Here is a 21,747-nt window from a genome sequence, read left to right as displayed (position 1 = left end):
GTGGAGTTGGCGGAACGGCGCTGATCAACCGCAGCTCACGGTGCTCACCAGGAGCTGTCCCGTCAGGTCCGGGCCGTCGCCGTCGAGGGCGGAGAGGTGGGCGCGGATCTCCTCGGCCTCGGGCATGTCCAGGTCGGCGTAGAGGGTGAGCGCCCGTTGGAAGTGAGCACGGGCGGACGTGGGGGCCCCGAGAGCGCGGTGGGCGTGACCGAGGCCGGCGTGGGTACGGGCGTGCTCGTGATACGCGCCGATCTCGACGACGATCGCGTGTGCCGCCCCGTGGTGGGCAAGGGCGTCGGCGACGTTGCCCGTGACACGAGCCGCCTCGGCGATTCCGTTGAGCGCGCTGGCTTCCCCGTACCGTTCGCCGGTCTCGCGAAAGATGTCGAGCGACTGCTGGTGATGGCGGCTGGTCTGGCCGAGACGGGTGTGCAGCGTGCCGAGGCTGTTCAGCGTCCAGGCCGTGCCCGTGTGATTGCCGAGTTGGCGGTACACGGCCAGGGCCCGCTCCAGGTGGATCCCCGCGGCCCGGTGCCGACCCAGCCGTATCTCGATGTCGCCGAGGGTGTTCAGCGTCCAGGCTTCCCCGGTACGGCCACCGAGCCGCTGGAACAGGATCAGGGACCGTTGCACGTGCTTGGCGGCCAGCCCGTACTGACCCAGTTGCGCTTCGACCTCACCGAGGTTGTTCAGCGCGTGTGCCTCCCCGGCCTGGTGGCCGGCCTGCCGGAACAGGGTCAGGGCTCGGCCGTAGCTGGCGGCGGCGGATCGGTTGCGGCCGAGCTGCGACTCGATGACACCGAGGTTGACAAGTACGCGGGCTTCGCCGACCTGGTCACCCACCCGTCGGAACAGGCTCCGGCCCTGCTGGAGGTGCTCGGTGGCCGGCCCGTACCGGCCGAGCTGAGCGTAGGTGGCGCCGAGGCTGGTCGAGGCGTGGGCCTGTCCGGCTGAGTCACCGGCACCGCGAGCGGCGGTACGCGCGTGCTCGTGGATGGCGAGGGCGTCGGTGGGATACCCGCCGTGCAGGTACGGGAACAGGCTGGCCGACAACCGGGTGGTGTGGGAGGGCCAGCCGTGGGCGGCGGTGTGAGCGGCGACGGCGACCAGAGCCGGGCGCTCGGTGTCCAGCCAGCCGCGGGCGGTGTCCGCGTCGAGCGGCGCCGCGACCCGCACGCCGCCGGATGACGGCTCGCGGTGCGATCCGGCCGGGTACAGGACGCCCACGGCGGCGGCCGTGGTGGCCGCGTAGTAGTCGAACAGACGGGTCAGGGCTGCCCGCCGTTCGGGCGGTGGGTCCTCGTCGCCGCACCGGGCGGCGGCGTACGCGCGAATGAGGTCGTGCAGGGCGTACCGACCGGGGACGGCCTGTTGCAGCAGGTGGTCCCGGTGCAGGTGGCGCAGATGGATCTCCGCGTCGGACGGGCGCACGCCGGTGAGGGCAGCGACGGCCCGGGCGTCGAAGTCATCGCCGGGATGTGCCGCCACGAAACGCAGCAGCCGTCGCCGTTCGGTGGGCAGCTCGCGGTAGGAGAGGTCGAAGGCGAGCTCCACGCTGACGTCGAGGCGGCGCTGGTGGTGACGCTCGTCGAGCCGGTCGGCGTGATCGGTGAGCGTCCAGCCGGAGGTGCTTCTGAGGTGCGCGTTGACCAGCCCGAGCGCGAGGGGGAGGTGGCCGCACCGCTGCGCGATCCGGGCCACCGCGTTCGGGTCGGGGCCGGCGGGGAGGGGCGGGCCGCCCCCGGCGAGCAGCGCGGCCGACTCGTCCGGAGTGAACAGGCCCACGGTGAGCCGTGTGGCGTGCGGCAGGTCGCCGAGGTCGCGTCGACTGGTGATCAGCACCGGGCAGCCCGGGGTGTCGGGCAGCAGCGGGCGGGCCTGTTCGGCGTCGCTGGCGTTGTCCAGCACCACGAGCGTGTGGGTGCCGGCCAGGATGCGGCGGTAGGCGGCGGCCCGGGCGGGCAGGTCGTACGGGATCTGCTGGCCGGCGACGCCGAGCAGGCGCAGGAAGCCCTCCAGGACCGAGGCCGGGTCGGCCGGCGGTTGACCGGGGTCGGGGTGGAACCCGCGCAGGTTGACGAAGAGGATCCGGTCGAACGGTTTCCGCCGGTGCACGGCACGCGCGGCGTGGATGGCGAGGTGGGTCTTGCCGACGCCCGCCATGCCCTGGATCGCCAGGACGACCGGGCCGTCGTCCAGGTCGCTCCTGTGTAGCTCCCGTCGGAGCCGGTTCACCACGGCGGTACGACCGACGAAACCGGGGAGATCCTGCGGCAGGTCGTCCTGGACCCGCACCTGCGACGCCGCCCGGGCCTCCCCGCCGACGACCCGAAGCGCCTGCCGCCACTGCGCCACGTACCCGACGTCCGGGTGCATGGCCTCGACGATGGCGATCACCAGATCGGTGTTGAGCCGCCGTCGACCGTCCCGGAAACAGTCGGCGACCGTCGTCCGCCTGGCCAGCAGACCACCGGGCCGGCCGGTGGCCTTCCCGGCGGCGTTGATCCGACTCTTGATCGTGTCGTAGGACGGGTCACCGGCCCACACCTTCAACATCCGTAGCCGTTGGGCCACGTCGTCGAGTGAGTCGGCAGGCCCGGGATCCGGCGGCGCCACACCGCCTCCACTCGGCAGCGACTCGGTCACGGCGGCTCCTGCACGGTCCTGATCTCGGGCTTGTCGTCCTACTAGACCCGCACGGTCCGGCGGCGTCACCTGATTTGTCCTTGATCGGATCCGCCGAGCGCACCGGAGGGCCGCCGGTGGTGGCCATCCGGGATCGTCCGGGATTCACCCACGGCCCGGCGGCCCGCCACAGACTTCACCGAGGTGCTGGTCCGGGCACCGGCGGCCTCCGCCGGTCACGGTCGGGCCGGTCGGAAGACCCGGGAGGGAGGTGTCGCCATGAAGATCCAGATCCGTCGTCTCGAGAAGATCGAGACCACTGTCATCTGCGCTTGCAGCCCCTGCACGGACTGCTGACCCGAGTGTCCTGGTCACCGCCCGTGCGGGCGGTGACCAGGACCGCCACCACGACCTGAGCACCCGAAGGAGTGAGTACGGATGAGGCGACCCCGCATCAAGAGCGTGTTTCCACCCATCCCGCTGGGCGACGGCCGCATCCGCATCGGCGGCGGCGACTACGGCATCGCCTCGGAGATGGTCGACGACGAGCGCGGCAACACCTGGCACCTGTTGAGCCTGCTGGACGGCACCCGGACCCGGCCCGAACTGGCGGACGCGATGGCGGAGCACGATCCGGGCATCAGCGCCGGCGACGTCGACGACTCCGTCGACGCGCTGATCGGGATGGGCTTCGTGGAGGACGCCGCCGTACCCCCGCCGGCTCGGCTGCCGGCCGTGGAACGCGAGCGGTACCGGCGCAACCTGGAGTTCTTCTCGTACTTCCACAAGCCGCCGCTGACCGCGGCCGACTTCCAGCTCCGGCTGCGCGACGCCCGGGTCACGGTGCTGGGGATCGGCGGCCTCGGGTCGTACGTGGCCATGAGCCTGGCCGCCATCGGGGTCGGCGACATCCTGCTCGTCGACGACGACGACGTGGAGCTGATGAACCTCAACCGCCAGGTGCTGTACACCGACGCCGACGTCGGGCAGCCCAAGGTGACCGCCGCCGTCCGCCGGCTGACCGAGATCAACCCGCACGTGCGGATCAGCGCACGTAACGCGCGGGTCGACGGGGTGGAGGCCGCCCGCGCCGCCATGACCGGCCGGGACCTGGTGATCTGCGCCGCGGACCGGCCACGCCTGACGCTCTACCAGTGGCTGAACGAGGCTGCCCTGCGGGAGGGCACCGCGTGGATGCGTGGTTCCAACGACGGGCTCACGGTCAGCCTCTTCCTGCACGTGCCCTACCAGACCGCCTGCTTCCAGTGCGTCGAGCAGGACGCCGCGGCCAACCACCCGGAGTACACGCCGATGGCCGAGTACGTGGTCGGGGTGATCGGCGACCGGACCATCAACCCGTGCAACGCGCCGATGGCCGGCATGATCGGCAACCTGGCCGCCCTGGAGGCCGTCAAGCACCTCACCGGCATGGCGGAGCCGGTCATCGTCGGCCGGAAGCTCGTCGTCGACGTGCACCGGATGGAGACGCAGTTCGCCGAGGGCACGCTGCTCGACGACTGCGCCGCCTGCGGCCCGGACGGCCGGGTGCCCCGCCCCGGCGGCCTGCGGGCCACCGTCGCCTCCGGGTCCGCGGCGTGACCAGCACGCTCGCCGACACCACTGTCGTCCGGCTGCATCCGCTGCACATCGGCGAGAGCGAGGACGGTGTGTGCGAGGTCGGCCGGGTCGACACCGGCGACTTCGTCGAGCTGCCGGCCGAGGGCGTCGACCTCGTCCGGTGGCTCGGCGAAGGGCTGCCGCTCGGCGAGGTCCGCCGGCGGTTCGCCGACCGGTACGGCACCGAGCCGGACCTCGCCGACTTCCTCGACGGCATCGCGTCCTGCGGCTTCCTGCGCGTGGACGCCACGACGGGTGACGGAGACGCGCCGGAGCACGGCGCCCCACCGGTCGCCGCCGAGGTGTCCCGCCGGGGTGTGGCGCTGCTGGCGAACCTGCCCCCGCACCGGGTGGCCTGGCTGCTCGCACCGCCGATGCGGCTGCTCTACGTCGGCGGTTGGTTGACCGTGCCGTCGCTACTGGCGCTCGTACCCTCGCTGCGGCCCGCCCCGGCCGACGCGTTCCTGCTGGACGGGGTGCTGGCCAACGCCCTTGTCGTCGCGATGGTGGCCTGGGTGCTGGTGCTGCTGCACGAGTTGGCGCACGCGGCCACCGTGCGGGCGTTGGGCGTCACCGGACGGCTCTCGATCAGCCGAAGGCTGTGGTTCCTGGTGGCGCAGACGGAGATGTCGGCCGTCCGGTCCGTGCCCCGACGCCGCCGGTACGCCCCGTACCTGGCGGGGCTGACCTGGGACCTGTTGCTCATGTCGGTCTGCCTGGTGCTGCAACTCGCCGGCGTGCACGAGCGGCTGGTGCGCGGCGTCGTCTACACGCTCACGCTGTCAGTGGTCTACCAGTTCCTGGTGTTCATGCGCACGGACGTCTACTACGTGCTGGGCAACTGGCTGCGGCTGGGTGACCTGATGGGTGACACCCGGCGGTGGTTGGCCAACCAGGTGCGGCGGCTGGTCGGCCGCGACCCCGGGCACGACCTCGGCGGTGTGCCGGTCCGGGAACTGCGGATCATCCGTTGGTACGCGCCGTTCTACCTGCTGGGCTCGCTCGCCGTCACCGCGGCGCTGCTGGCCCTCACGGTGCCCGCCATGGTCACGATGGTCCGGCTGGCCGTCGACGGGCTCGACGCTCCGGTCGACGGGCTCGCCTTCTGGAACGGCGTCGGCTTCCTCGCGCTCGTCGCCCTGCAACTCGCCACCTTCGGCTGGGTCCTCGCCACCGAACGTCGCGCCGCCGCCTGATCGGCTCGTCCACCGCCACCACCAGCACGTAAGGACGCCCACCGTGCCACTGACCGCCCCGCACCGAATGCTGGCCGCCCTCCTGACGCCGGCCCTGGCCACCGGACCGGTAGCCGCCGTGGCCCCGCCGGCGGCGGTCGGCGCCGGCCCGGTCCGGGCCGTCATCGTCGTCCTCGCCGACCAGCACGACACCGCCGGCGGGCGACCGCTCGCCGACCGGGCCGCCCGGATCACCGCCGACCAGCAGCCGATGCTCACCGACCTGCGCCGCGTCGGCGCCACCCGGGTGGCGCCCTTGCGCCTGGTGAACGCCATCGCCACGACCCTGCCGGAGCGGGCCGTCACCGAGTTGGCGAACCGACCCGGGGTACGAGCCGTCCTGCCCGACACCCCGCTGCGACTGCGCCAACCGGTCGCTTCGAGCCGGCCCGCGCCACCGGTCGACGGAGCCGCGACGGGTGCCCGTAGCTGCGCCGGGCCGGATGAGCCGCCGCTGACCGAACCGGAAGGGCTGGCGTTGACGCGTACCGTCGGATCGGCCCTGGGGCCCGGCGCCCACGACCTGGCCGACGGGTCCGGGGTGCGGGTCGGCGTGCTCGGCGGGGCGATCGACCCGGCGGCGGCCGAGTTCGTCCGCGACGGGCGGTCGGTCGTGGCCGGCTACGCCGACTTCACCGGCGACGGCCTGGACGCCCCCTCGTACATCCTGGAATCCTTCGGCGACGCAAGTGTCGTGGCGGCCCAGGGCGTCGGCGTCTACGACGCCGGGCGGTACGCGCATCCGGCGCACCGCCCCGACGGACCGTGTCCGATGCGGATCCTCGGCGTCGCACCGGCCGCCACCGTGCACGTCGCCAAGGTGTTCAGCAACGTCGCGGCGCCCACCTCGGTTGTCCTACAGGGCATCGAGTGGGCGGTGCTGCACGAACGCGTCGACGTGCTGAACGAGTCGCTGGTGGGCTACGGCTATCCGGACACGGCCGCCAACGCCCTGCGGCTGGCCAACGACGCGGCCGTCGCCGCAGGGGTGACAGTGGTGGTGGCCAGCGGGGATGCCGGGCCGGACGGCACCCTGGGTTCGCCGGCCAGCGACCCGGACGTCATCGCCGTCGGCGCGAGCACCCAACTGCGCGCCTACGGCCAGCTCGGGTACGGCGGGTCGCCGCTCGGCGACGGCGGCCACCGGTCCGACTCGGTGTCCGCGTTGAGCTCCGGCGGCACCGCGCAGACCGAACCCCGCACCGTCGACCTCGTGGCGCCCGGCGACACCGGGTGGGCTGCCTGCTCGACCGACACCGCCCGCTACCAGAGCTGTGTCTCCTTCTTCGACGGCGGCACCCCCAGCCCGTTCTTCCTGTTCGGCGGCACCAGCGCGGCAGCGCCGTTCGTGGCCGGGGCGGCGGCGCTGGTGATCCAGACGGTCCGCCGGCACACCGGCGGCACACCAACCCCCGAGCAGGTCAAACGCATCCTCCTGAGCTCCGCGACCGACCTGCGCCAGCCGGCCGACCAGCAGGGCGCCGGGCGGGTGGACACCCTCGCCGCGGTCCGGCTGGCCGCAGCCCTGACCGACCATCCGGCTCCCTCCGCCCAGCCCGCCAACGCCGCTGGTCGGCCGGTGTCGCGGAACGCGGCGGGGCTGCTCGTCGCCACCTCGACGGCGCGCGTCACCGGCGCGGCGGGGCAGGTCACACCGGTCGCGGTGCACCTCACCAATCCGGGCGGACGTGCCCGTCGCGTCACCGTCGGCCTGCGGTCCACCACGCCGGCCCGCAGCCTCGCCGCCGGTCAGGTGACGCCGGCCGCGGGGGCGGGGACAGCCTTCGTCGACGCCGACGGCGTACCGGCGAGCGCCCGCCGGGTGCCGGTCACCGTGCCCGGCGGTACCGACCAGCTCCAGGCCGCGGTGGCCTGGGACCCCCGAGCGCATGCCGCGCCGGTCGCGGTGAGCGTCTTCGATCCCGCCGGCCGGCTCGCCGGTTACTCACTGCCGCTGGGCAACGGAGGGTACGGGCGGGTGACGGTGGCCCGGCCGCGGCCGGGCCGCTGGACCGTGGCGATCTGGACCCGCGAGGACGGGACGCCGCCGGTGGGCGCGGTCCGGTACGACGTCACCGCGCTGCGGTTGACCGTGCGCGACGGCCCCTCGGTCGTCGTGCCGCCCGGCGGTACGACGACCGCCTCGCTGCCGGTCCGCCTGCCGACCACGGCCGGTGACTCGTCGGCCGCCGTGACCGTCGCCGGCGCGACGGGTTACGCGGCGCTTCCGTTGGGACTGCGGGCACTGGTCCCGACCGGTCCCGCCGGCGGCAGCTTCGGCGGCACCTTCTCCGGCGGCAACGGCGCCCTCGCCGGGTGGGCGCTGCTCGGGCAGCGGCGCAGCTTCCAGTTCGACGTACCGGCCGGAAAGCCCGCGCTGGCCGTGTCGGTACGGGCCGGCGACGACCCGGGGCTGGAGGTGTGGGGACTGCTCGTCGACCCGGCCGGGATGCCGCTCGCGGCCAGCAGCTCGCGCTCCGCGGGAACCACGGCGCCGCCCCGGCTGGACCTGGTCCGGCGTACCCCGCAGCCAGGTCGCTGGACCGTGGTGCTGGTGCTCACCGCACCGACCGCCACGGTCCGGACCAGCCAGCCGTTCCACGGCCGGGTGGGGTTCGCCCCGGCGTCGGTGCTGGCCACCGGCGTCCCGGCGGGAGCCGCGCTGCCGGCGGGGCGGCCGACCGAGGCCACCCTCACCATCACCAACACCGGTACGGCGCCGGCGTCGTACCTCGTGGACGCCCGGTTGGACGCCGTGGGCGAGGTGCCGTTGCGGCCGGTGACGTCGGCGACGTATCAGACACCGGTGTCCGCCGTCGACGTCTACCCTCGCTTCGCGGTGCCGACCAGCACGACGCGGCTGCGGATGGCGGCCGACTCGACGGTGCCGCACGTGCTGGACACGCAGCCGTACGGCGAGAACGGCTACTACGTCGGTGACCCGGACCTGGCCGGAACCGCCGGCCGGCACTCGGAGGTGCTCGTCTCGTCGACGGAGGTGTCGGCCACGACCTGGATCTGCAACGCCAACCGGGCCGGGCCGTTCGGCGGTGCTCCCCAACCGCCGGCCCGAGTGGACTGCCAGGCGAACGCCCTGACCCGACTCCCCGACCCGCGGGTCACCTCGTCCACCGGCAGTCACTGGCGGCGGGTGGTCGAAGGGTCGACCGGGCCCACCACGCCGCTGACGCTGACGCCGGGGCAGAGCGGCCGGGTCACCGTGCTCTTCAGCGCTGACGAACCGGTGGGAGAACCGGTCACCGGGTCGTTGACGGTGACCACCCTCGACGCCCGTACCGGATTCGCCACGGAGGTGGCCGCGGTGCCCTACTCGTACACGGTGGGTGGTGGTGCGGTCGACCATGGTGCCGGGAGCGCGTGAGGTCGACCTGTACGGCCCGTACATGGTCGACCTCGCGCTCCTGGTGCCGGGTGTGAGCCGCCTGGCCGGCGGCCGGACGGTCGCCTTCCGCGCCGCCGACATCGCCGAGGCCTACCGGCTGGTGCACCTGCTCGTCCACCTCGCCAGCGTCAAACCTGGCTGACGCTTCGCGTCCGTGCCGCCGGCCGGTGTCGCCCACCGGCGGGGCCGGTCACGGCGGCCCGGTGACGGGCCGCCGTGACACGTGCGAACGGGATCAGCAGCCGAGCCTCCTGGTGGAGAGCGCGATGTCGTCGATCCAGAGGTCGAACTCCCCCGGTGTGGTGCCGCCCTGGTAGAGCTGCCAGCCGATCTTCACCGTGTTCACCGTCGGCAGGATGAACGGCACGTCGTTGCCGCCGTGCTCGGTCGTGGAAGCGGTCAGGTCCGGGTTCGCCACACCGTCGATCCACACCGTGACGCGGTTGTCGGTCGGGTCGAGTTTCCACTCGAAGCACTGCCAGGTGTCCTCGGTGACCGGGGCGGACTCCCGCCAGTTGGTCCAGTCGCCGGTCGGGCCGCCGTCGGCGCCCACACCCCAGAAGATCCCGGGGACCGTGGGCGCGTACTGGCCGCCGACCGGACGGACGACCTCCGGGCTGCCGCTGCCGGTCGCCTCAACGAGTGTGAAGTGCGCCCAGTCGGGCGCGGTGGGGAAGGCGTCGACGCGCAGCCGCATCCGGCCGTAGAAGCGGTTGCCCGGCGCGGCGAAGTCGTCGACGCGCAGGAATGCGCGCCCGTTGTCCACCGTGTGGACACGCAGCACCTGGTTGCCGTGGCGGGCACGCTCGACGGTGAGCGTGCCGTTGCGCGTGTCGATGCCCCAGTCCAACGAGCTGGCACCGCCGTGCGGCAACCGCTCGAAGTCTTCGCAGAAGAGCAGGCCACGGGTGCACGAGCGCGAGGAGGCACCGGACGCGGCGGCCGGAATGCTGCCGGCCGTGGTGCCGAGGATCAGGGCGGCGGTGCACACCGCGAGGAAACGGCGCATGGTCATCCTCCATGATGTTGGGCCCCACCCGTGTGGGTGGAGCCGGAATACCGTGGAAGTGGCCCGGCGATGCGGCGGCGTCTGCCGACGTGGCTCCACGTCGACACCGCGCTGCTCCCGTGCTGCCCGTTCTCCAGCACGGTTGCCCCCGTGCTGCGGCGATGCCAGCCATTCCAGCACACCCGCGGCCGATCCAGCAATATCGACTGGTGTCGCTACGCTGGTCCTCGCGGCCCATGCCGGAGATGTACGGCCCCGGGCCGACCGTCGCTCAGAAGGTGGCGATCGGGTTGACCGGGCTGCCGGACGTGCCGGCGAAGCGGATCGGCGCGACGGCGAGCTGGAAGTCCCACTGGCCCAGCTCAGCCGCCGTCGCGGCGCACGCCTCCAGGTCGCAGTTGTCGAGCAGCCACAGACCCATCGCGACGAGGCTCACGGCGTGAACCGGCATCAACACGTCCTCGTACCCCGACGGCTGAACGTCCTGGGGGGTGTCCGCGCCGATCAGCGCGACCTGCCGTTCCTGCAGCCACGGCAGGCAGGACGCATGCCAGCCGGCCTGCGTGAGACCGATGGCCGCGCCGGTCTCGTGCCGGCGGCGACCAAAGCCGGTCCGCAGGAGCACCGCGTCGCCGGGTCGCACCCGCACACCCTGGCGTCGCTCGGCCTTCTCCAGATCGTCGGGAAACACACCCTCCCCCGGCTCCAACCACGGCACGTCGCGGACCGCCGCGACGTCCAGCAGGACACCTCGGGTGACGATCCCGTTCGCCGCCGCCGTGACGGCCGCCCACGCCGATCCGGTCGCGGCGTCGACAAACGAGTGCGACCGCCCGTTGTACATCGCGCCGTCCCAGAAGAGGTGGCACGGCGAATCGATGTGGGTGAGGGTGTTGCCGTGGAACGTGATGCCGAGCCGCTCGGTCGAGAAACCCCAGCGCCGGTCGGCGTGGAACGCGGGCACCGGGATGTTCTCGGCACCGGGCATGTCGGCGGCACACGGGCACGTCGTCGTCGCCCGCTCCATGTCCTCCGGTACGGCGATCTCCCACGCGCACGACACGCTCCTGCCATGGCGAACGGCCTGGGCCGCCGCCAGCCGGACGTCGTCGGTGACGTGGTTCAACGTCCCGCGCTCGTCGTCGTCGCCCCACCGCCCCCAGTTCGACAGCGTGTCGAAGTATCCGAGCACCTCGTCCTGGGTGGGCAAAGACCGCTCTGCCGTCATCTGGGCATCGACTCCTCCGGTCACGCGGCCCGAGGTGCCGCAGGCAGCCTCTCCCGACCTGCCACGGCCCGCTGAGCTGGCCCGACACTACCTCAGATGGGCAGGGGTCACTGCGCCTTGGTGCCGTCTGAGGTTGGGCGGTAGGTGGTCGACAAGAGGTCAGGAACGTCGGCTAGGACGTCGTCAAGCAGCCTGATGACCTCGTCAGCCTCGTGCGCCTCCAAGGGCTGCCCGACCCGTCCGCTACGTCGGAGTATTCCGTCTAGGCGAGTAGCAAGAAGGTCTATGTTCGCCTTCTCTTCTGCGGTCACGTACTGTTCGATGACGCTGGCCAGATGCTCGTCGGTAAGATGGGCTGCGGCATGCGCGAGAGGGCTGTGGCGCAGCCGGTCTAGCACCGCGATCCAACGTTGGGTCAGTTGGTCGGTCCGCTGGGCTCGTCGCAGGAGTAACTCGTGCTCGCCTTCCTCCTGAATTCGTTGGAGGTGGATCGCTCGAAGTTGTTCGCGTACCTCCGGGTCGAGACGGACCCTCACCTCGGGCCGGCAGCGAAGAGCGATCCCCCGTCGTTCATAAGTGCGGTAGCTTCGCGAGAGTTCCCGGTTGAGGCGGTACTCGAGTTCGCTGGCCTGTTGCGGGTAAAAATGTCGTGCCTGCTCAGCACACTGTCTCTCAACATCTCTCCGTGCTAGGTCGGCAAACTGCAACGACCAGGCACCTAGCAGTTCTTCGCTCAGCTTTTCCGCGTGCCAGGTCAGCAGCACCTGGATCTCAAACGTGAAGACGAACCCGCGTGCCGGCACGATAATGGGCTGGGACAGCCGACGGCGCTGGCTGACGCTCTCCGGGACGGATTGTCGAATCGGCGGTGGCGGACCGGCAAGGAGGCGGTGCGCAGCGAGCCACAGCCGCCTCAGCCATGATTGCAGGCCTCGCCACCAACGGGCGATGGCATTCGTAGAAGCAATAGCGTTGGGGGAGGTCATGACACTCCTGAACTCAGGCAGCCGAAGCAAAATGGGATAGGGAACCCGCTCGTGATAGCCAGTAGGCGAACCGTGGCTGCACACTCCGGTCGAGGACGAGATTCCGGAGCAGGGCGCGAAAGGCCTCGGCGGTCGGTGGGTATGCCCGGAAGGATCGCAGCCAGTGACCCAGTTGGCGCCAACCGTTCTCTGCAAGATCAGGGTCCAAGAGGATTAAGCGCCAGATCGCCGCCACATCTTCTAAGGCTTGGGGCGATGCGCCTGCTAGCGAGAGCAGCGGAAACTGGCCGGGAAAGGGAAGTTCCGACGTTGTCAACCGGCTGAACGCGCGACCGGCCGCGACCTCAAGGACGGAGTCCTCACTTTGCGACCATTTCTTGAGTAGAACCAAGATCGGGGCATGGCCGAGATCCCCGGCCAGTCGAGTGACCGACTCCGTGACCTCGTGGCCGAGATAGCCGTGGGCGTTTCGGGCGACGTGGGTCAGGTCGTGTAATAATCGGTTGTGATTCACGGTTCGGAAGCCCATAGACCATGCCTTGGCGGCTGTGTCTCGTTCAAATGCGGCGTCAGACCGGGCGAGTGAGGAAATTTCCACGCTCACACGGCTGCTGATCCGGTGGCTCGGTGATCTGTCGGGGGTGCCTGAGTTGGCAAGGTTGGCCGCGGCCACCAGCGCCGCCGCAGCTGCTCGGCGAAGGGCGGGCTTCCGGTCCTTCGCCCAGTTGCTGATCACACTGCTATAGACTTGATCGAAGTCGTGACAGGCGAACCCGGCAGCAGCGACTGCTGCGCAGTGCTTGAAATTCTCAGCGGGATGAGTGGCCAGCGCGTCCAACCACCCGATGAGTGCCGACTGGCTGTTGTCGAATTCGTTCCAGGAAACATCCAAAAGTGCCCGAACCATATCCGGCTCCACCTGCGCCATCCGGGTCGCCACGTCAGGCCGGAGCCGATCTGCTAGTTCCTTCTCGCCGTCCCAGTCGCCTGCAAGATCGTCACCGAGCAGTCTGGGGAGGCTGTGTACCAGCGCGGGCCGGCCGATGGCGGGATGGGCGAAGAGCCCATCGAGCTTCTCTAGCAATAGCCCGGCCGCATCCGTCACGTGGGCGATCGGATGGCCGGAAAAGACTGCATAGGTGACTCGTAGCGCCCTGCGGTGCTGCAGTTGGCGGTGTTGGTAGTCGCTGTCGACGGTAGGCATCTCCAAGATGGCGCGTGCACGAACACGTCGCCGCACTTCTCCGGACGGAAGCAGTGCGGCCAGTTCTTCATTGCTTTGCGGAATTCTGGTCGCGATAACTTCCGCCTGCTGTGCGCATTCTCGGGGCCGAGCCAGCAGCGTCACGCCGCGGCGGAGGAGATCGTTTTTTAAGAGCCTCCGAGCGTAGCGGATCCCGCAGTGCCCGTCGCAGTGCTCATGGCCGTCAACACAGCGGCCATGGAGGTTATAGACGAGGTGCCGACGGAACACAGCTATCGGATCGAAGCTGCTTTTCTGAAATACCTCCGCGTGATGAAGCACGCGATCTGGCACGTCTAGGTCGCGTACCAAAACCGCACTCGCTTCTTGCTGCTCAAAGGTTCGCTCCAAAGCTCGGAGTAGCCCAGCAGTGGCGTTGGCGCCGAGTCGAATGATGTACCCATGCCCCTTCTGCAGTAAATCCACGTGATCTCGGATCTGCAAAGGATCGCTGGACTCGGGGAGCATGATCTCCCGAACGCGTTCCTGGCCGTGGCGAGCGACGAGTGCAGCGCAGGCAGTCGTCGAGCGCCCCGTGCCAACCGGGCCTGCGAGGCCAACTACCGGGCTTCGACCCAAGCGTTGTGTTAGGTCACCGAAACATGCAGGCTTGACTAACGTGGCCACCTTGAGCTTAATCCGGCGAACGGGCTCGGCGCTTAGTCGAGCGCGATCGTCTTGGCCGATGTTGATGATGTTGCCGATGATCCGCGCATAGTCGCCATAGACCGTCGGTCCTTCGTTTCGGACGTCGTCGAACCGGAAGCGGTTGCCCTGCCGTGGCATCCATGCTCTGAGCGTCGGATTGGACTGCATGAAGTCGGCAGAATTGCCAGACTCGTCGATCTCCGTCGCATCCTCCGACTGGTCCTCTGCCTCTTCGTCCTCCTCACTGGCCTTTGTGTCGCGCAGATCGACGCCCGCCTCGTCCCGGTCATGCTCGGGTTTCCCGGCTGTCGCCGGCTGCTTCGAATCGTCCACCTCCTGCCCAGAGTCGGGCGTTTCCGCACCAGGCCCTGCATCGACTGGTAATGGCTCGTCAGCGGGGGGACTGTGGGGAGTCACCGTTCTCGCTCCTCGTCGTCGCGCCACACCGCGTGTGAGCCGTAGGCGCGGCCGTGGTCGCCGTACACGGTAGGCCCGTTATTCGTGACGGTGCCAAAGTCGAACCTGCTACCGCCGGAGGGACTTGCTGCCGATGGCCTTGTCTTTCCACCACTACGACGAGCGTCCTCTGGACCATCGGCGGCGAGCACGAAGGGAGCGCAGTTGACATTCTCGTCTGGCACAAACACCCAGGCCTCGTCCACGAAGGACTTCACCTCAATATCTACCCGACGGAAGCGGTCTGGCCGGATGCCGCTGTAGGACTGGCAAACGACGTCGCGGTGAATGGTGGCTGATACGATTAGCGCTACTGCAGCGTCGGGGAATAAACCCAATGCCTCCCGCGCAGGCTCGGCATTGACCAGCCGAGCGGCCGTTACAACTGCCTTGCCGGCGAAACCGTTTTCCCCCGGTACTACCAGCCCCTGATGCAAGGCGACACGCATCCGGATACGGGCATGGTCCGCAGCTTGCCGATTGTGGTCGCGCAGAATCCGGTCCATTGCCGGCACGAGTTCGGCAACGATCCTCGGCTCCGAGGTCCCAGGCGGAAAGATTGCGAACTCACCGTCCCCGCTCGCCTGGATCACCCAGCCACTGCGGTCCAGCCCGCAAAGCTTGGCAGCATCTCGCATGATCTTTTGGAAGTTGCTCTGGGCATGGAACTGTCCCATGTCGTCGTTCCTGCTGTAGCTTTCCATGTCCACGAACATGATCAGCCGCCGGTCCGCCTGCGCTGCCGGTGTCATCTCGCCCCCCTCGTGCCTCGCCTTGCTTGCGAGACCATGTCACTTATAGCGACGCGCGACGTTGGGAATGCCATCGAAGTACGGGTTTCGGGAATGAGGTGTTGTCGTCTTTGCGTCAAGCCGTACTTCGAAGGGGTCTGGCGGAGACGCCACGGCTTGACTGATGCCATGAGCATCCCTCAGTTCCCGGTGTCATCCGGTACTGCCGACGTGGAACGAGCGTTGGCCACGGCTCGCATGCATCAAGACTCGATCCAGCACGCCGATACCAAGATCGCGAAGCTCGTTGGTGTCTACGGAGCGCTGGCGGGCCTTATCGCCAGTAGCCTGCCCACGCGGTCTGAACTGGCAGGCACGCCAGGGCTGGGTCTGGCCCTTGGCCTCACCTGCGTCGTGCTCATCTGCTCGTTGGTCGCCGGTGCCCGGCAACTGGCGCTCGGCTTCCGCCCGGTGGTGACCGGACCAGAAGGACCGAACCGTTTCGGCTTCCCCGATCCTCAATCGCTACCCATCGCCCTAGTGGCTGGTCAGGAGAGCAAGGAGGCGTGGCGGCTCGTGATGCTGCTCGGGCAGATCGCGTACGGCAAGCATTGTCGGGTGCGTTCGGCGCTTCCGTGGACCTTCGTTGCAGTCGCCTCGGCAACGTCATGGCTGGTCCTTGCATCCTTCCTGTGACTGGCACGCCGCTGCTCGGATACCTTTTGCCGGCCGACTGCATCGACCAGAATGGTTGCTGTGCCGATGCAACCGCAACAAGGCCAAGCATCGCCACGTCCGACGGCGAACGGGGTGCTGACATGCAACACCACCAGGACCGACCACAGGACTTGTCACCGTGGCCTCCGGGGTCCCTACTCAGCTACCTGACCCCGCCAGTCCGCACCGCGCTCCTTGCCATCGGTACAGCCGTAAAGGTGGAGCCGGGAGGCCGCATCCTTCGCGAAGGCGACGAGGGTAGTCATATGGTGCTGCTCCGCGATGCGTTGGCGAAGGTAACTGTCAATCTGGCAGATGGGCGTCAAGCCCTTCTAGCAATCAGGGTTTCGGGTGACGTCGTCGGTGAGATCTCGGCGCTGGGCGGCGCACCGCGCACGGCCACGGTCACCAGCTGCGGTGACGGGGTGGTCAACGTCATTCATCGGCGGGATTGGCATCCATTTTTGCAGGATCACCCCGAGGCGGCGCTTGCGCTAGCGGGGACCACGGCTGCACGTTTCCGCTGGGCGAACCAGCGAAGGGTCGACTTCGCCTCTTACCCGGCGAAGGTCCGATTGGCTAGGGTCTTGGCAGAACTATCGGCCGCACACGGAGAGCCGGTGCCGGCCGGCAGAACTCTTGGCGTAATGCTGACTCAAACGGAGTTGGCAACCTTGAGTGGCGCAGCGGAGCCGACGGTGGAGAAAGCGCTCCGCGAGCTTCGGCAGGCCGGAGTTCTTGAAACGGGATACCGCCAGATCACCATACGTGATTTGGCCACCCTGCGGCAGGTGGGGCTAATGCCGAACGTGCGACATGGGTGGACCAAAGGCAGCTGAAGAGTCCAACCGGACCGTATCGAACGATGTCAGAGTGAAGGCGAAGCGCCCTCCCTGCCGCGTATGGTCTCTGGCCTCTTTCGGCCCTTGACTACCTCAGCGGGCCAGCAGCAGATCGGGCGCGGCCCACCCGTAAAGCGGTGACGCCGGCCGCCGTTGACGGTGCGCGTCACGGCGGGCGGGGTGATCAGCGATCTGCTGTCCCGAGCCGGACGGCGAGGCCCTCTTCGGCCGCGAGCACCGCACCGTCGAACTCCAGCTGTGCGGCTGCCACGGCGGCGGCCCGGTCATTGCCCGGCCAGAAGTGGGTGAGCATCAGTCGGCGGGCGCCCGCCCGGCGCGCCCAGTGACCGGCCTCGGTGGAGGTCATCAGATTGCGTGTCGGCTGGTTGGTCTCGCCGGCATGGTCGGTGGCCTCGACGATGAACAGGTCGGCGTCGCGACCGAGATCGGCCAGCACGGGGGTCGGGCCGGTGTCCCCGGAGTAGGCCAGGGCCATCCCGTCCGCCTGTAGTCGGATGCCCACGTTCGGCACGTAGTGCGGGAGCGACAGCCCGGTCAGGTCGAACGGTCCCACCCGGTAGGCGCCGGGCAGCGGATGCACGTCGAAGACCGCCCGTAGGTCGGCGTCCGGCTCCAGGCCGCCGAGCCGGTCGAGCACTCCGGGTGGGCAGTACAACGGCAGCCGTGGTCCAGCGACGTCACCGTACAACCGCATCCGGAACAGCCCGTGCAGGTCAATGCAGTGATCGGGATGCTCGTGGGTGATGACGACGGCGTCGACGGCGCCATCCGGCCAGTGCCCGAGCAGCCGCGGCAGCGTGGCGTAGCCCAGGTCGAGGACCAGGCGGTAGCCGCCCCATTCCATCGCGAACCCGCTACAGGCACGGCCCGGCTCGGGAAAGGCACCGCAACTACCGAGCACGGTGACCTGTCGCATCCGCACAGCATGCCCGACCACCGGGAGTCGCACCGGCCCGGACGACGTCCGGCCGCCAGCAGCAGAGCCGACACCACCAAGGCCTTGACGCGCGGACGGGCAGCACGCATGGTCAGATGATATCGACCGTCCCGAATGTCTTGCCATGAGGAGAACTGATGAAGGCCCTCGTCACCACCGCCTCGGCCGCGGCTCTGCTGCTCCTGGTCACGGGCGGCGCGTCCCCCGTCCAACATGCGGCCGACGCGCCCTGCGCCGGGCAGATCCACCCGAACCCGGGCTTCGAGCACGGCACCACCGGCTGGACCGCCGGCCCCCGCATCGTCGTGTTCGGCGACCCGGCCCGGCCCGCGCACGCCGGTAACGCGTACGCCACCTTCGCGGGACTGGACGTGACGCGTGGCGACCTGCTGCGCACCACAGCCACCGTGCCGGCCGGCTGCGACCTGACGGTCCGCTTCTGGGTCCGCACCACCACCACGGAGACCAGCCGCGGCGACTACCTGAATGTCGGGTTGGCCGTCACCGGGGTACCCCCGAAGACGAGGTTCTCGCTGGCCTTCGACGGCGGGTCGCCGTGGCGGCAGTACGGGATGTCGACCGGGACGGCGACGACCGATCGCACCGCGACGGTCAGCTTCCTCGCCAGCGAGACCGCCGGCAACGGCGTCACCGCCTTCGACGTCGACGACGTGACTCTCTCGTTGGGCTGACCACGACCGGGCCCTCAGTTCCAGGCTCTTCCGGACCGGACCCACGCGTCCCGGTCCACCGGTCGAGGGCCCTGTCGCAGCCAGGTGATGATGCGCTGTGCGTGCTCCTCCGGGGCCTCCGAGGACGACTCCACGCGGAGGGCTCCGTCGAAGTAGGGGAACGCCTCCGCCCGCTCGCGGACGAGCGTCTCGTCGAGATCCGTGGCTTGGTGACGCTCCCGGAACCGACGCACGGCCTCGTCGGGAGTCACGAGAAACTCGACGACCCACAGTGGCGCGGCGGAGCCGACAAACGCTTCCCGGAGACTGGCGCGCTGGTCACGGCGCGCGTAGGTGCACTCCAGGACCACTGTCTCTCCACCGTCGACGAGCATGCGGGCCAGGAGGTGCGCGCCGGCGTACGCGTGCATGCGGTCGTCACGATTGCGATCGGAGTCGGGGAACAGCAGCGCGAACAGGCTGTCGACCTCCAGGTGGACCCGGCCTGGAGTGGCCCGTTGCCGCGCCAGAACCTTTCGCGCCGTGGTCTTGCCCGAGCACGGAGGGCCGGAGAGCACGACGATCCCGTTGCTGGCCATGGTCCTCGCGCTTTCGTGATCGTTGACCGGTCCGCCCGTCCGGCCACCGCAGTCTAGTGATCGACAGAACCAGCTCGATACTGTCTCCCGATGACCACGGGGGGTTACTAGCATGTTCATTGATGCGGGCGCACTTGGGGGCGCCGCCTGACGCGTCCGAGGGCCCGAGTGTTCGGCGACGTCGTCCGCAGGCACCGCACCAGATTGTTGATCACCCAGGAACTGGCCGAGAAGGCCGGCCTGAGCGTGCGCCACATCCGCTACATCGAATCCGGCCAGGTCGCGGCGCCGGGCTCCGGCACCGTTCGGCTGCTGGCCCAGGCGTTCAGGCTGACCGACACCGACCGGACCGCGTTCGAGATGGCCGCGCACGCGGCTGGGGACCGTATCGCCGCCTCGGCGCCGCAACACGTCGCGCCGCCGCCGACGCGGATACATCCGGCCCGGCCCCGCGCACGCCGATGGCGGTCGACAGTGCTGCGGACGGTGCCGACTCGGTGGTGCCCTCGCTTGCGCGGCGGTGATTGGATGTGCGGATGGATCCGTGGGTGTCAACGTTTCTCGTCATCGCCGCGATCGGGTCGGTGGGAATCGCGGTCGGGGCGATGTCCCAGGAGAGGCGCCGCTCGGCGACCCAACTCGCGGCCGTGCAGCGGAAGCTCGATCTGATCATGGATCACCTCGGCATCGCCGAGCCCATGGACCCGGAGGTCGTCCGGCACCTGGAGGGCGGCCGGACGATTCACGCCGTTCGCGCCTACCGCAACCAGACCGGCGCGAGCCTGGTCGAGGCGAAGCAGGCGGTGGACCGCATCGCCGGCACGCTCCACCTCGAGCGGTAGCGCCGCGTTCAGGAGATGCGCCGTCGAGCCGTGGAGAGGTCTTCGCGCGGAGAGCCTCAGTCGCCGTCGGTGTGGCCCGCACCGTTGAGGTAGGCGAGGACGGCGAGGACGCGGCGATGGCCGCTGTCGGTGACGGCGAGGCCGAGTTTGTGGAAGATGTTGCCGATGTGCTTGTGCACGGCGTTGTCGGTGATGACGAGCCGGCCGGCGATTGTGTTGTTGTCGTGCCCCTGCGCCATCAGCGCGAGGACCTCGCGTTCGCGGGGGGTGAGGACGGCGATCGGGTCGCTGCGGTTGACGAGGAGTTGGGCGATGACCTCGGTGTCCATGGCGGTGCCACCGGCGGCTACTCGGCGCAGGGCGTCGACGAACTCGTCCACCCGGCTGACGCGGTCCTTGAGGAGGTAGCCGACGCCGCCACCGGTGGTGGAGAGGAGTTCGGCGGCGTACTGCTGCTCGACGTACTGCGACAGCACCAGGACTGGCAGGCCGGGGTGCTCCCGACGGGCCTGCAGGGCGGCTCGGATGCCCTCGTCGCGAAATGACGGCGGCAGCCGGACGTCGACGATTGTGACGTCGGGCCGGTGGTCCCGCACAGCGGTGAGGAAGCCGGTGGCGTCGCCCCCGATCGCGGCGATGTCGAACCCCACGCTGGTGAGCAGCAGTTCCAGTCCGCTGGCCAGCAGCACGTTGTCTTCGGCGATCACGACCCGCACGGCAGCTCCATGGTGATCGTCGTCGGCCCGCCGGCCGGACTGTCGACGTCGACGGTGCCGTCGAGCGCGAGCACCCGACGCCGGATGCCGGCCAGTCCGGTGCCCAACTGATCGTCGGCGCCGCCGGCACCATTGTCGGTGACAACCACCGACAACAGGTCCGCCGTGCGGCGCACCCGTACGCCGGCCGTGGTCGCCCGGCTGTGTTTGGCGACGTTCGTGAGTGCCTCGGCGACGGCGAAGTAGACGACGGACTCCACCGCCGCCGGTACCGTTTCGAGGTTGTCGATGTCCAGCCGGGTCGGCACGCCACAGCGGGCCGTCACCGCGGTCAGCGCACCGGTGAGACCACGGTCGGCGAGGATCGGCGGGTAGACGGTTCGGATCACGTCGCGGAGTTCGGTCATCGCCTCCTCGGTTCCCTCGTGCGCGTCGCGGAGAAGTCCTTCCAGGAACTGTTCGTCCCGGGGATTGTCGGACAGCGCCCGCCGGGCCACGGCCAGCCGCATCGCGATGGCCACCAGCCGCGCCTGGGTGCCGTCGTGCAGGTCGCGCTCGATGCGGCGAAGCTCCGCGCCGTGCGCGTCGAGCACGTCCGCCCGGGTACGGGTCAGCACGGCGACCCGGTCGGCGAGCTGTTCGGCTGCCGAGTGCGACAGCACCACCAGGCAGAGCCGGGCGTGCACGCGGGCGATCGGCACGAACGCCAGGTACGCCAGCGCGGCGAGCAGCAGGATCTGCAGCGGACCGAGGGTGAGGGCCGCCGCCCAGTCGGTCACCGGAATGTCGACGAACAGCCGTGGTCGACTCTCCGGCGCGAACGCCCACCACAGTGGTGTCGCGACCGCCGCGGTCAGGAGGTTGCCCACGCACAGCAGCGCGAACAGGCCGAGCGCCACTCCGGTGGTGACGTTCACCGGCAGCCAGAGCAGGTCGCGGGGCGTGGCCGGATCGGTCCACGCCTGGCGTCCCCTCGCGCGCAGGGGCGGGCGGGACGTCAACGGCGTCCCGAGCAGTCGCCCGGCGCGGTCCCGGTGCCAGTTCGCCCACCGTCGGGCGAGCCTCGGATGCCACAGCAGCGGCAGCGCGAGCAGCGTGGCGATCCCGGTGGCCAGCGATCCCAGGAGGTAGACCCCGGCCCGCCACACCTGCGCCCATCGTCGAGCCGACGTCACCGGATGCCCCTTCTGCTCGGGGTGGCGTCCCCTCGCGTTCCCGACA

The 21,747-nt window shown here is 69.8% G+C and carries 18 protein-coding genes and 1 pseudogene; 9 read left to right on the top strand and 10 right to left on the bottom strand.

Annotated elements, in window-relative coordinates; translation table 11 throughout:
- Positions 1 to 24: 24 nt before the first annotated feature.
- The gene (locus tag ACGFH8_RS18730) at positions 25 to 2,646 is read right to left on the bottom strand and encodes a tetratricopeptide repeat protein (protein WP_393368421.1); all 2,622 of its coding nucleotides are present in this window, start codon (positions 2,644 to 2,646) and stop codon (positions 25 to 27) included.
- A 417-nt stretch (positions 2,647 to 3,063) separates the two neighbouring features.
- Here ACGFH8_RS18730 and ACGFH8_RS18725 point away from each other — a divergent pair, with 417 nt between their 5' ends.
- From ACGFH8_RS18725 to ACGFH8_RS18710, 4 genes are read left to right on the top strand one after another with little or no spacing between them, the layout of a single operon-like run.
- Positions 3,064 to 4,224 carry a ThiF family adenylyltransferase gene (locus ACGFH8_RS18725; RefSeq protein ID WP_393368419.1) on the top strand — a complete coding sequence of 387 codons (1,161 nt, stop codon included), beginning with the start codon at positions 3,064 to 3,066 and terminating at the stop codon, positions 4,222 to 4,224.
- Positions 4,221 to 5,438 (top strand): hypothetical protein, encoded by a 1,218-nt coding sequence (locus tag ACGFH8_RS18720; protein WP_393368418.1) that lies wholly within the window; start codon positions 4,221 to 4,223, stop codon positions 5,436 to 5,438. The genes ACGFH8_RS18725 and ACGFH8_RS18720 overlap by 4 nt, the downstream gene beginning before the upstream one ends.
- Positions 5,439 to 5,481: 43 nt before the next feature.
- A complete protein-coding gene (locus ACGFH8_RS18715; protein WP_393368416.1) occupies positions 5,482 to 8,859 on the top strand; it encodes a S8 family serine peptidase in 3,378 nt (1,125 codons plus the stop codon).
- Positions 8,828 to 9,022, top strand: a complete 195-nt coding sequence (locus ACGFH8_RS18710; protein ID WP_393368415.1) for a hypothetical protein — start codon at positions 8,828 to 8,830, stop codon at positions 9,020 to 9,022. The genes ACGFH8_RS18715 and ACGFH8_RS18710 overlap by 32 nt, the downstream gene beginning before the upstream one ends.
- Positions 9,023 to 9,115: 93 nt before the next feature.
- Here ACGFH8_RS18710 and ACGFH8_RS18705 read toward each other — a convergent pair whose 3' ends face one another.
- The 5 genes from ACGFH8_RS18705 to ACGFH8_RS18685 all read right to left on the bottom strand — a co-directional run bounded on the left by ACGFH8_RS18705 (position 9,116) and on the right by ACGFH8_RS18685 (position 15,202).
- The gene (locus tag ACGFH8_RS18705) at positions 9,116 to 9,895 is read right to left on the bottom strand and encodes a hypothetical protein (protein WP_393368413.1); all 780 of its coding nucleotides are present in this window, start codon (positions 9,893 to 9,895) and stop codon (positions 9,116 to 9,118) included.
- Positions 9,896 to 10,160: 265 nt separating this feature from the next.
- A complete protein-coding gene (locus tag ACGFH8_RS18700; protein ID WP_393368411.1) occupies positions 10,161 to 11,117 on the bottom strand; it encodes a cyclase family protein in 957 nt (318 codons plus the stop codon).
- A 107-nt stretch (positions 11,118 to 11,224) separates the two neighbouring features.
- On the bottom strand, positions 11,225 to 12,103 hold the full coding sequence (locus ACGFH8_RS18695; protein WP_393368409.1) for a hypothetical protein: 879 nt from the start codon (positions 12,101 to 12,103) through the stop codon (positions 11,225 to 11,227).
- 13 nt (positions 12,104 to 12,116) lie between these two features.
- A complete protein-coding gene (locus ACGFH8_RS18690) occupies positions 12,117 to 14,327 on the bottom strand; it encodes a hypothetical protein (RefSeq protein WP_393368408.1) in 2,211 nt (736 codons plus the stop codon).
- 80 nt (positions 14,328 to 14,407) lie between these two features.
- Positions 14,408 to 15,202: a hypothetical protein gene (locus ACGFH8_RS18685; protein ID WP_393368406.1), complete on the bottom strand. Its 795-nt coding sequence runs from the start codon at positions 15,200 to 15,202 to the stop codon at positions 14,408 to 14,410.
- 168 nt (positions 15,203 to 15,370) lie between these two features.
- Between ACGFH8_RS18685 and ACGFH8_RS18680 the strand changes: the two genes are divergently transcribed.
- A complete protein-coding gene (locus ACGFH8_RS18680) occupies positions 15,371 to 15,877 on the top strand; it encodes a hypothetical protein (RefSeq protein WP_393368404.1) in 507 nt (168 codons plus the stop codon).
- Positions 15,874 to 16,737: a Crp/Fnr family transcriptional regulator gene (locus ACGFH8_RS18675; RefSeq protein WP_393368402.1), complete on the top strand. Its 864-nt coding sequence runs from the start codon at positions 15,874 to 15,876 to the stop codon at positions 16,735 to 16,737. Before ACGFH8_RS18680 ends, ACGFH8_RS18675 begins: the two co-directional genes overlap by 4 nt.
- Positions 16,738 to 16,924: 187 nt before the next feature.
- Here ACGFH8_RS18675 and ACGFH8_RS18670 read toward each other — a convergent pair whose 3' ends face one another.
- A complete protein-coding gene (locus ACGFH8_RS18670) occupies positions 16,925 to 17,677 on the bottom strand; it encodes an MBL fold metallo-hydrolase (protein WP_393368401.1) in 753 nt (250 codons plus the stop codon).
- Between the two features lie 158 nt (positions 17,678 to 17,835).
- Here ACGFH8_RS18670 and ACGFH8_RS18665 point away from each other — a divergent pair, with 158 nt between their 5' ends.
- Positions 17,836 to 18,390 carry a hypothetical protein gene (locus ACGFH8_RS18665; RefSeq protein ID WP_393368399.1) on the top strand — a complete coding sequence of 185 codons (555 nt, stop codon included), beginning with the start codon at positions 17,836 to 17,838 and terminating at the stop codon, positions 18,388 to 18,390.
- 14 nt (positions 18,391 to 18,404) lie between these two features.
- On the opposite strand, the gene ACGFH8_RS18660 is transcribed toward ACGFH8_RS18665, so the two are convergent.
- A complete protein-coding gene (locus tag ACGFH8_RS18660) occupies positions 18,405 to 18,968 on the bottom strand; it encodes an AAA family ATPase (protein WP_393368397.1) in 564 nt (187 codons plus the stop codon).
- A 168-nt stretch (positions 18,969 to 19,136) separates the two neighbouring features.
- On the opposite strand from ACGFH8_RS18660, the pseudogene ACGFH8_RS18655 reads away from it, so the two are divergent.
- Positions 19,137 to 19,310: pseudogene (locus ACGFH8_RS18655) on the top strand (helix-turn-helix domain-containing protein); the annotation flags it as partial.
- A gap of 206 nt (positions 19,311 to 19,516) precedes the next feature.
- Positions 19,517 to 19,810, top strand: coding sequence for a hypothetical protein (locus ACGFH8_RS18650; RefSeq protein WP_393369133.1), 294 nt, complete (start codon positions 19,517 to 19,519; stop codon positions 19,808 to 19,810).
- 56 nt (positions 19,811 to 19,866) lie between these two features.
- On the opposite strand, the gene ACGFH8_RS18645 is transcribed toward ACGFH8_RS18650, so the two are convergent.
- Together ACGFH8_RS18645 and ACGFH8_RS18640 are read right to left on the bottom strand one after the other, a co-directional pair.
- The gene (locus tag ACGFH8_RS18645) at positions 19,867 to 20,526 is read right to left on the bottom strand and encodes a LuxR C-terminal-related transcriptional regulator (RefSeq protein WP_393368395.1); all 660 of its coding nucleotides are present in this window, start codon (positions 20,524 to 20,526) and stop codon (positions 19,867 to 19,869) included.
- Entirely contained in the window at positions 20,514 to 21,701 is a 1,188-nt protein-coding gene (locus ACGFH8_RS18640; RefSeq protein WP_393368394.1) for a histidine kinase, read from the bottom strand. Before ACGFH8_RS18640 ends, ACGFH8_RS18645 begins: the two co-directional genes overlap by 13 nt.
- Between the last annotated feature and the right edge of the window lie 46 nt (positions 21,702 to 21,747).

The sequence above is a fragment of the Micromonospora sp. NPDC049175 genome, assembly GCF_043197345.1.
Taxonomy (GTDB): domain Bacteria; phylum Actinomycetota; class Actinomycetes; order Mycobacteriales; family Micromonosporaceae; genus Micromonospora.
The sequence above is the reverse complement of the archived record's forward strand: the minus strand, read 5'-3'. Positions and strand labels throughout refer to the sequence as shown.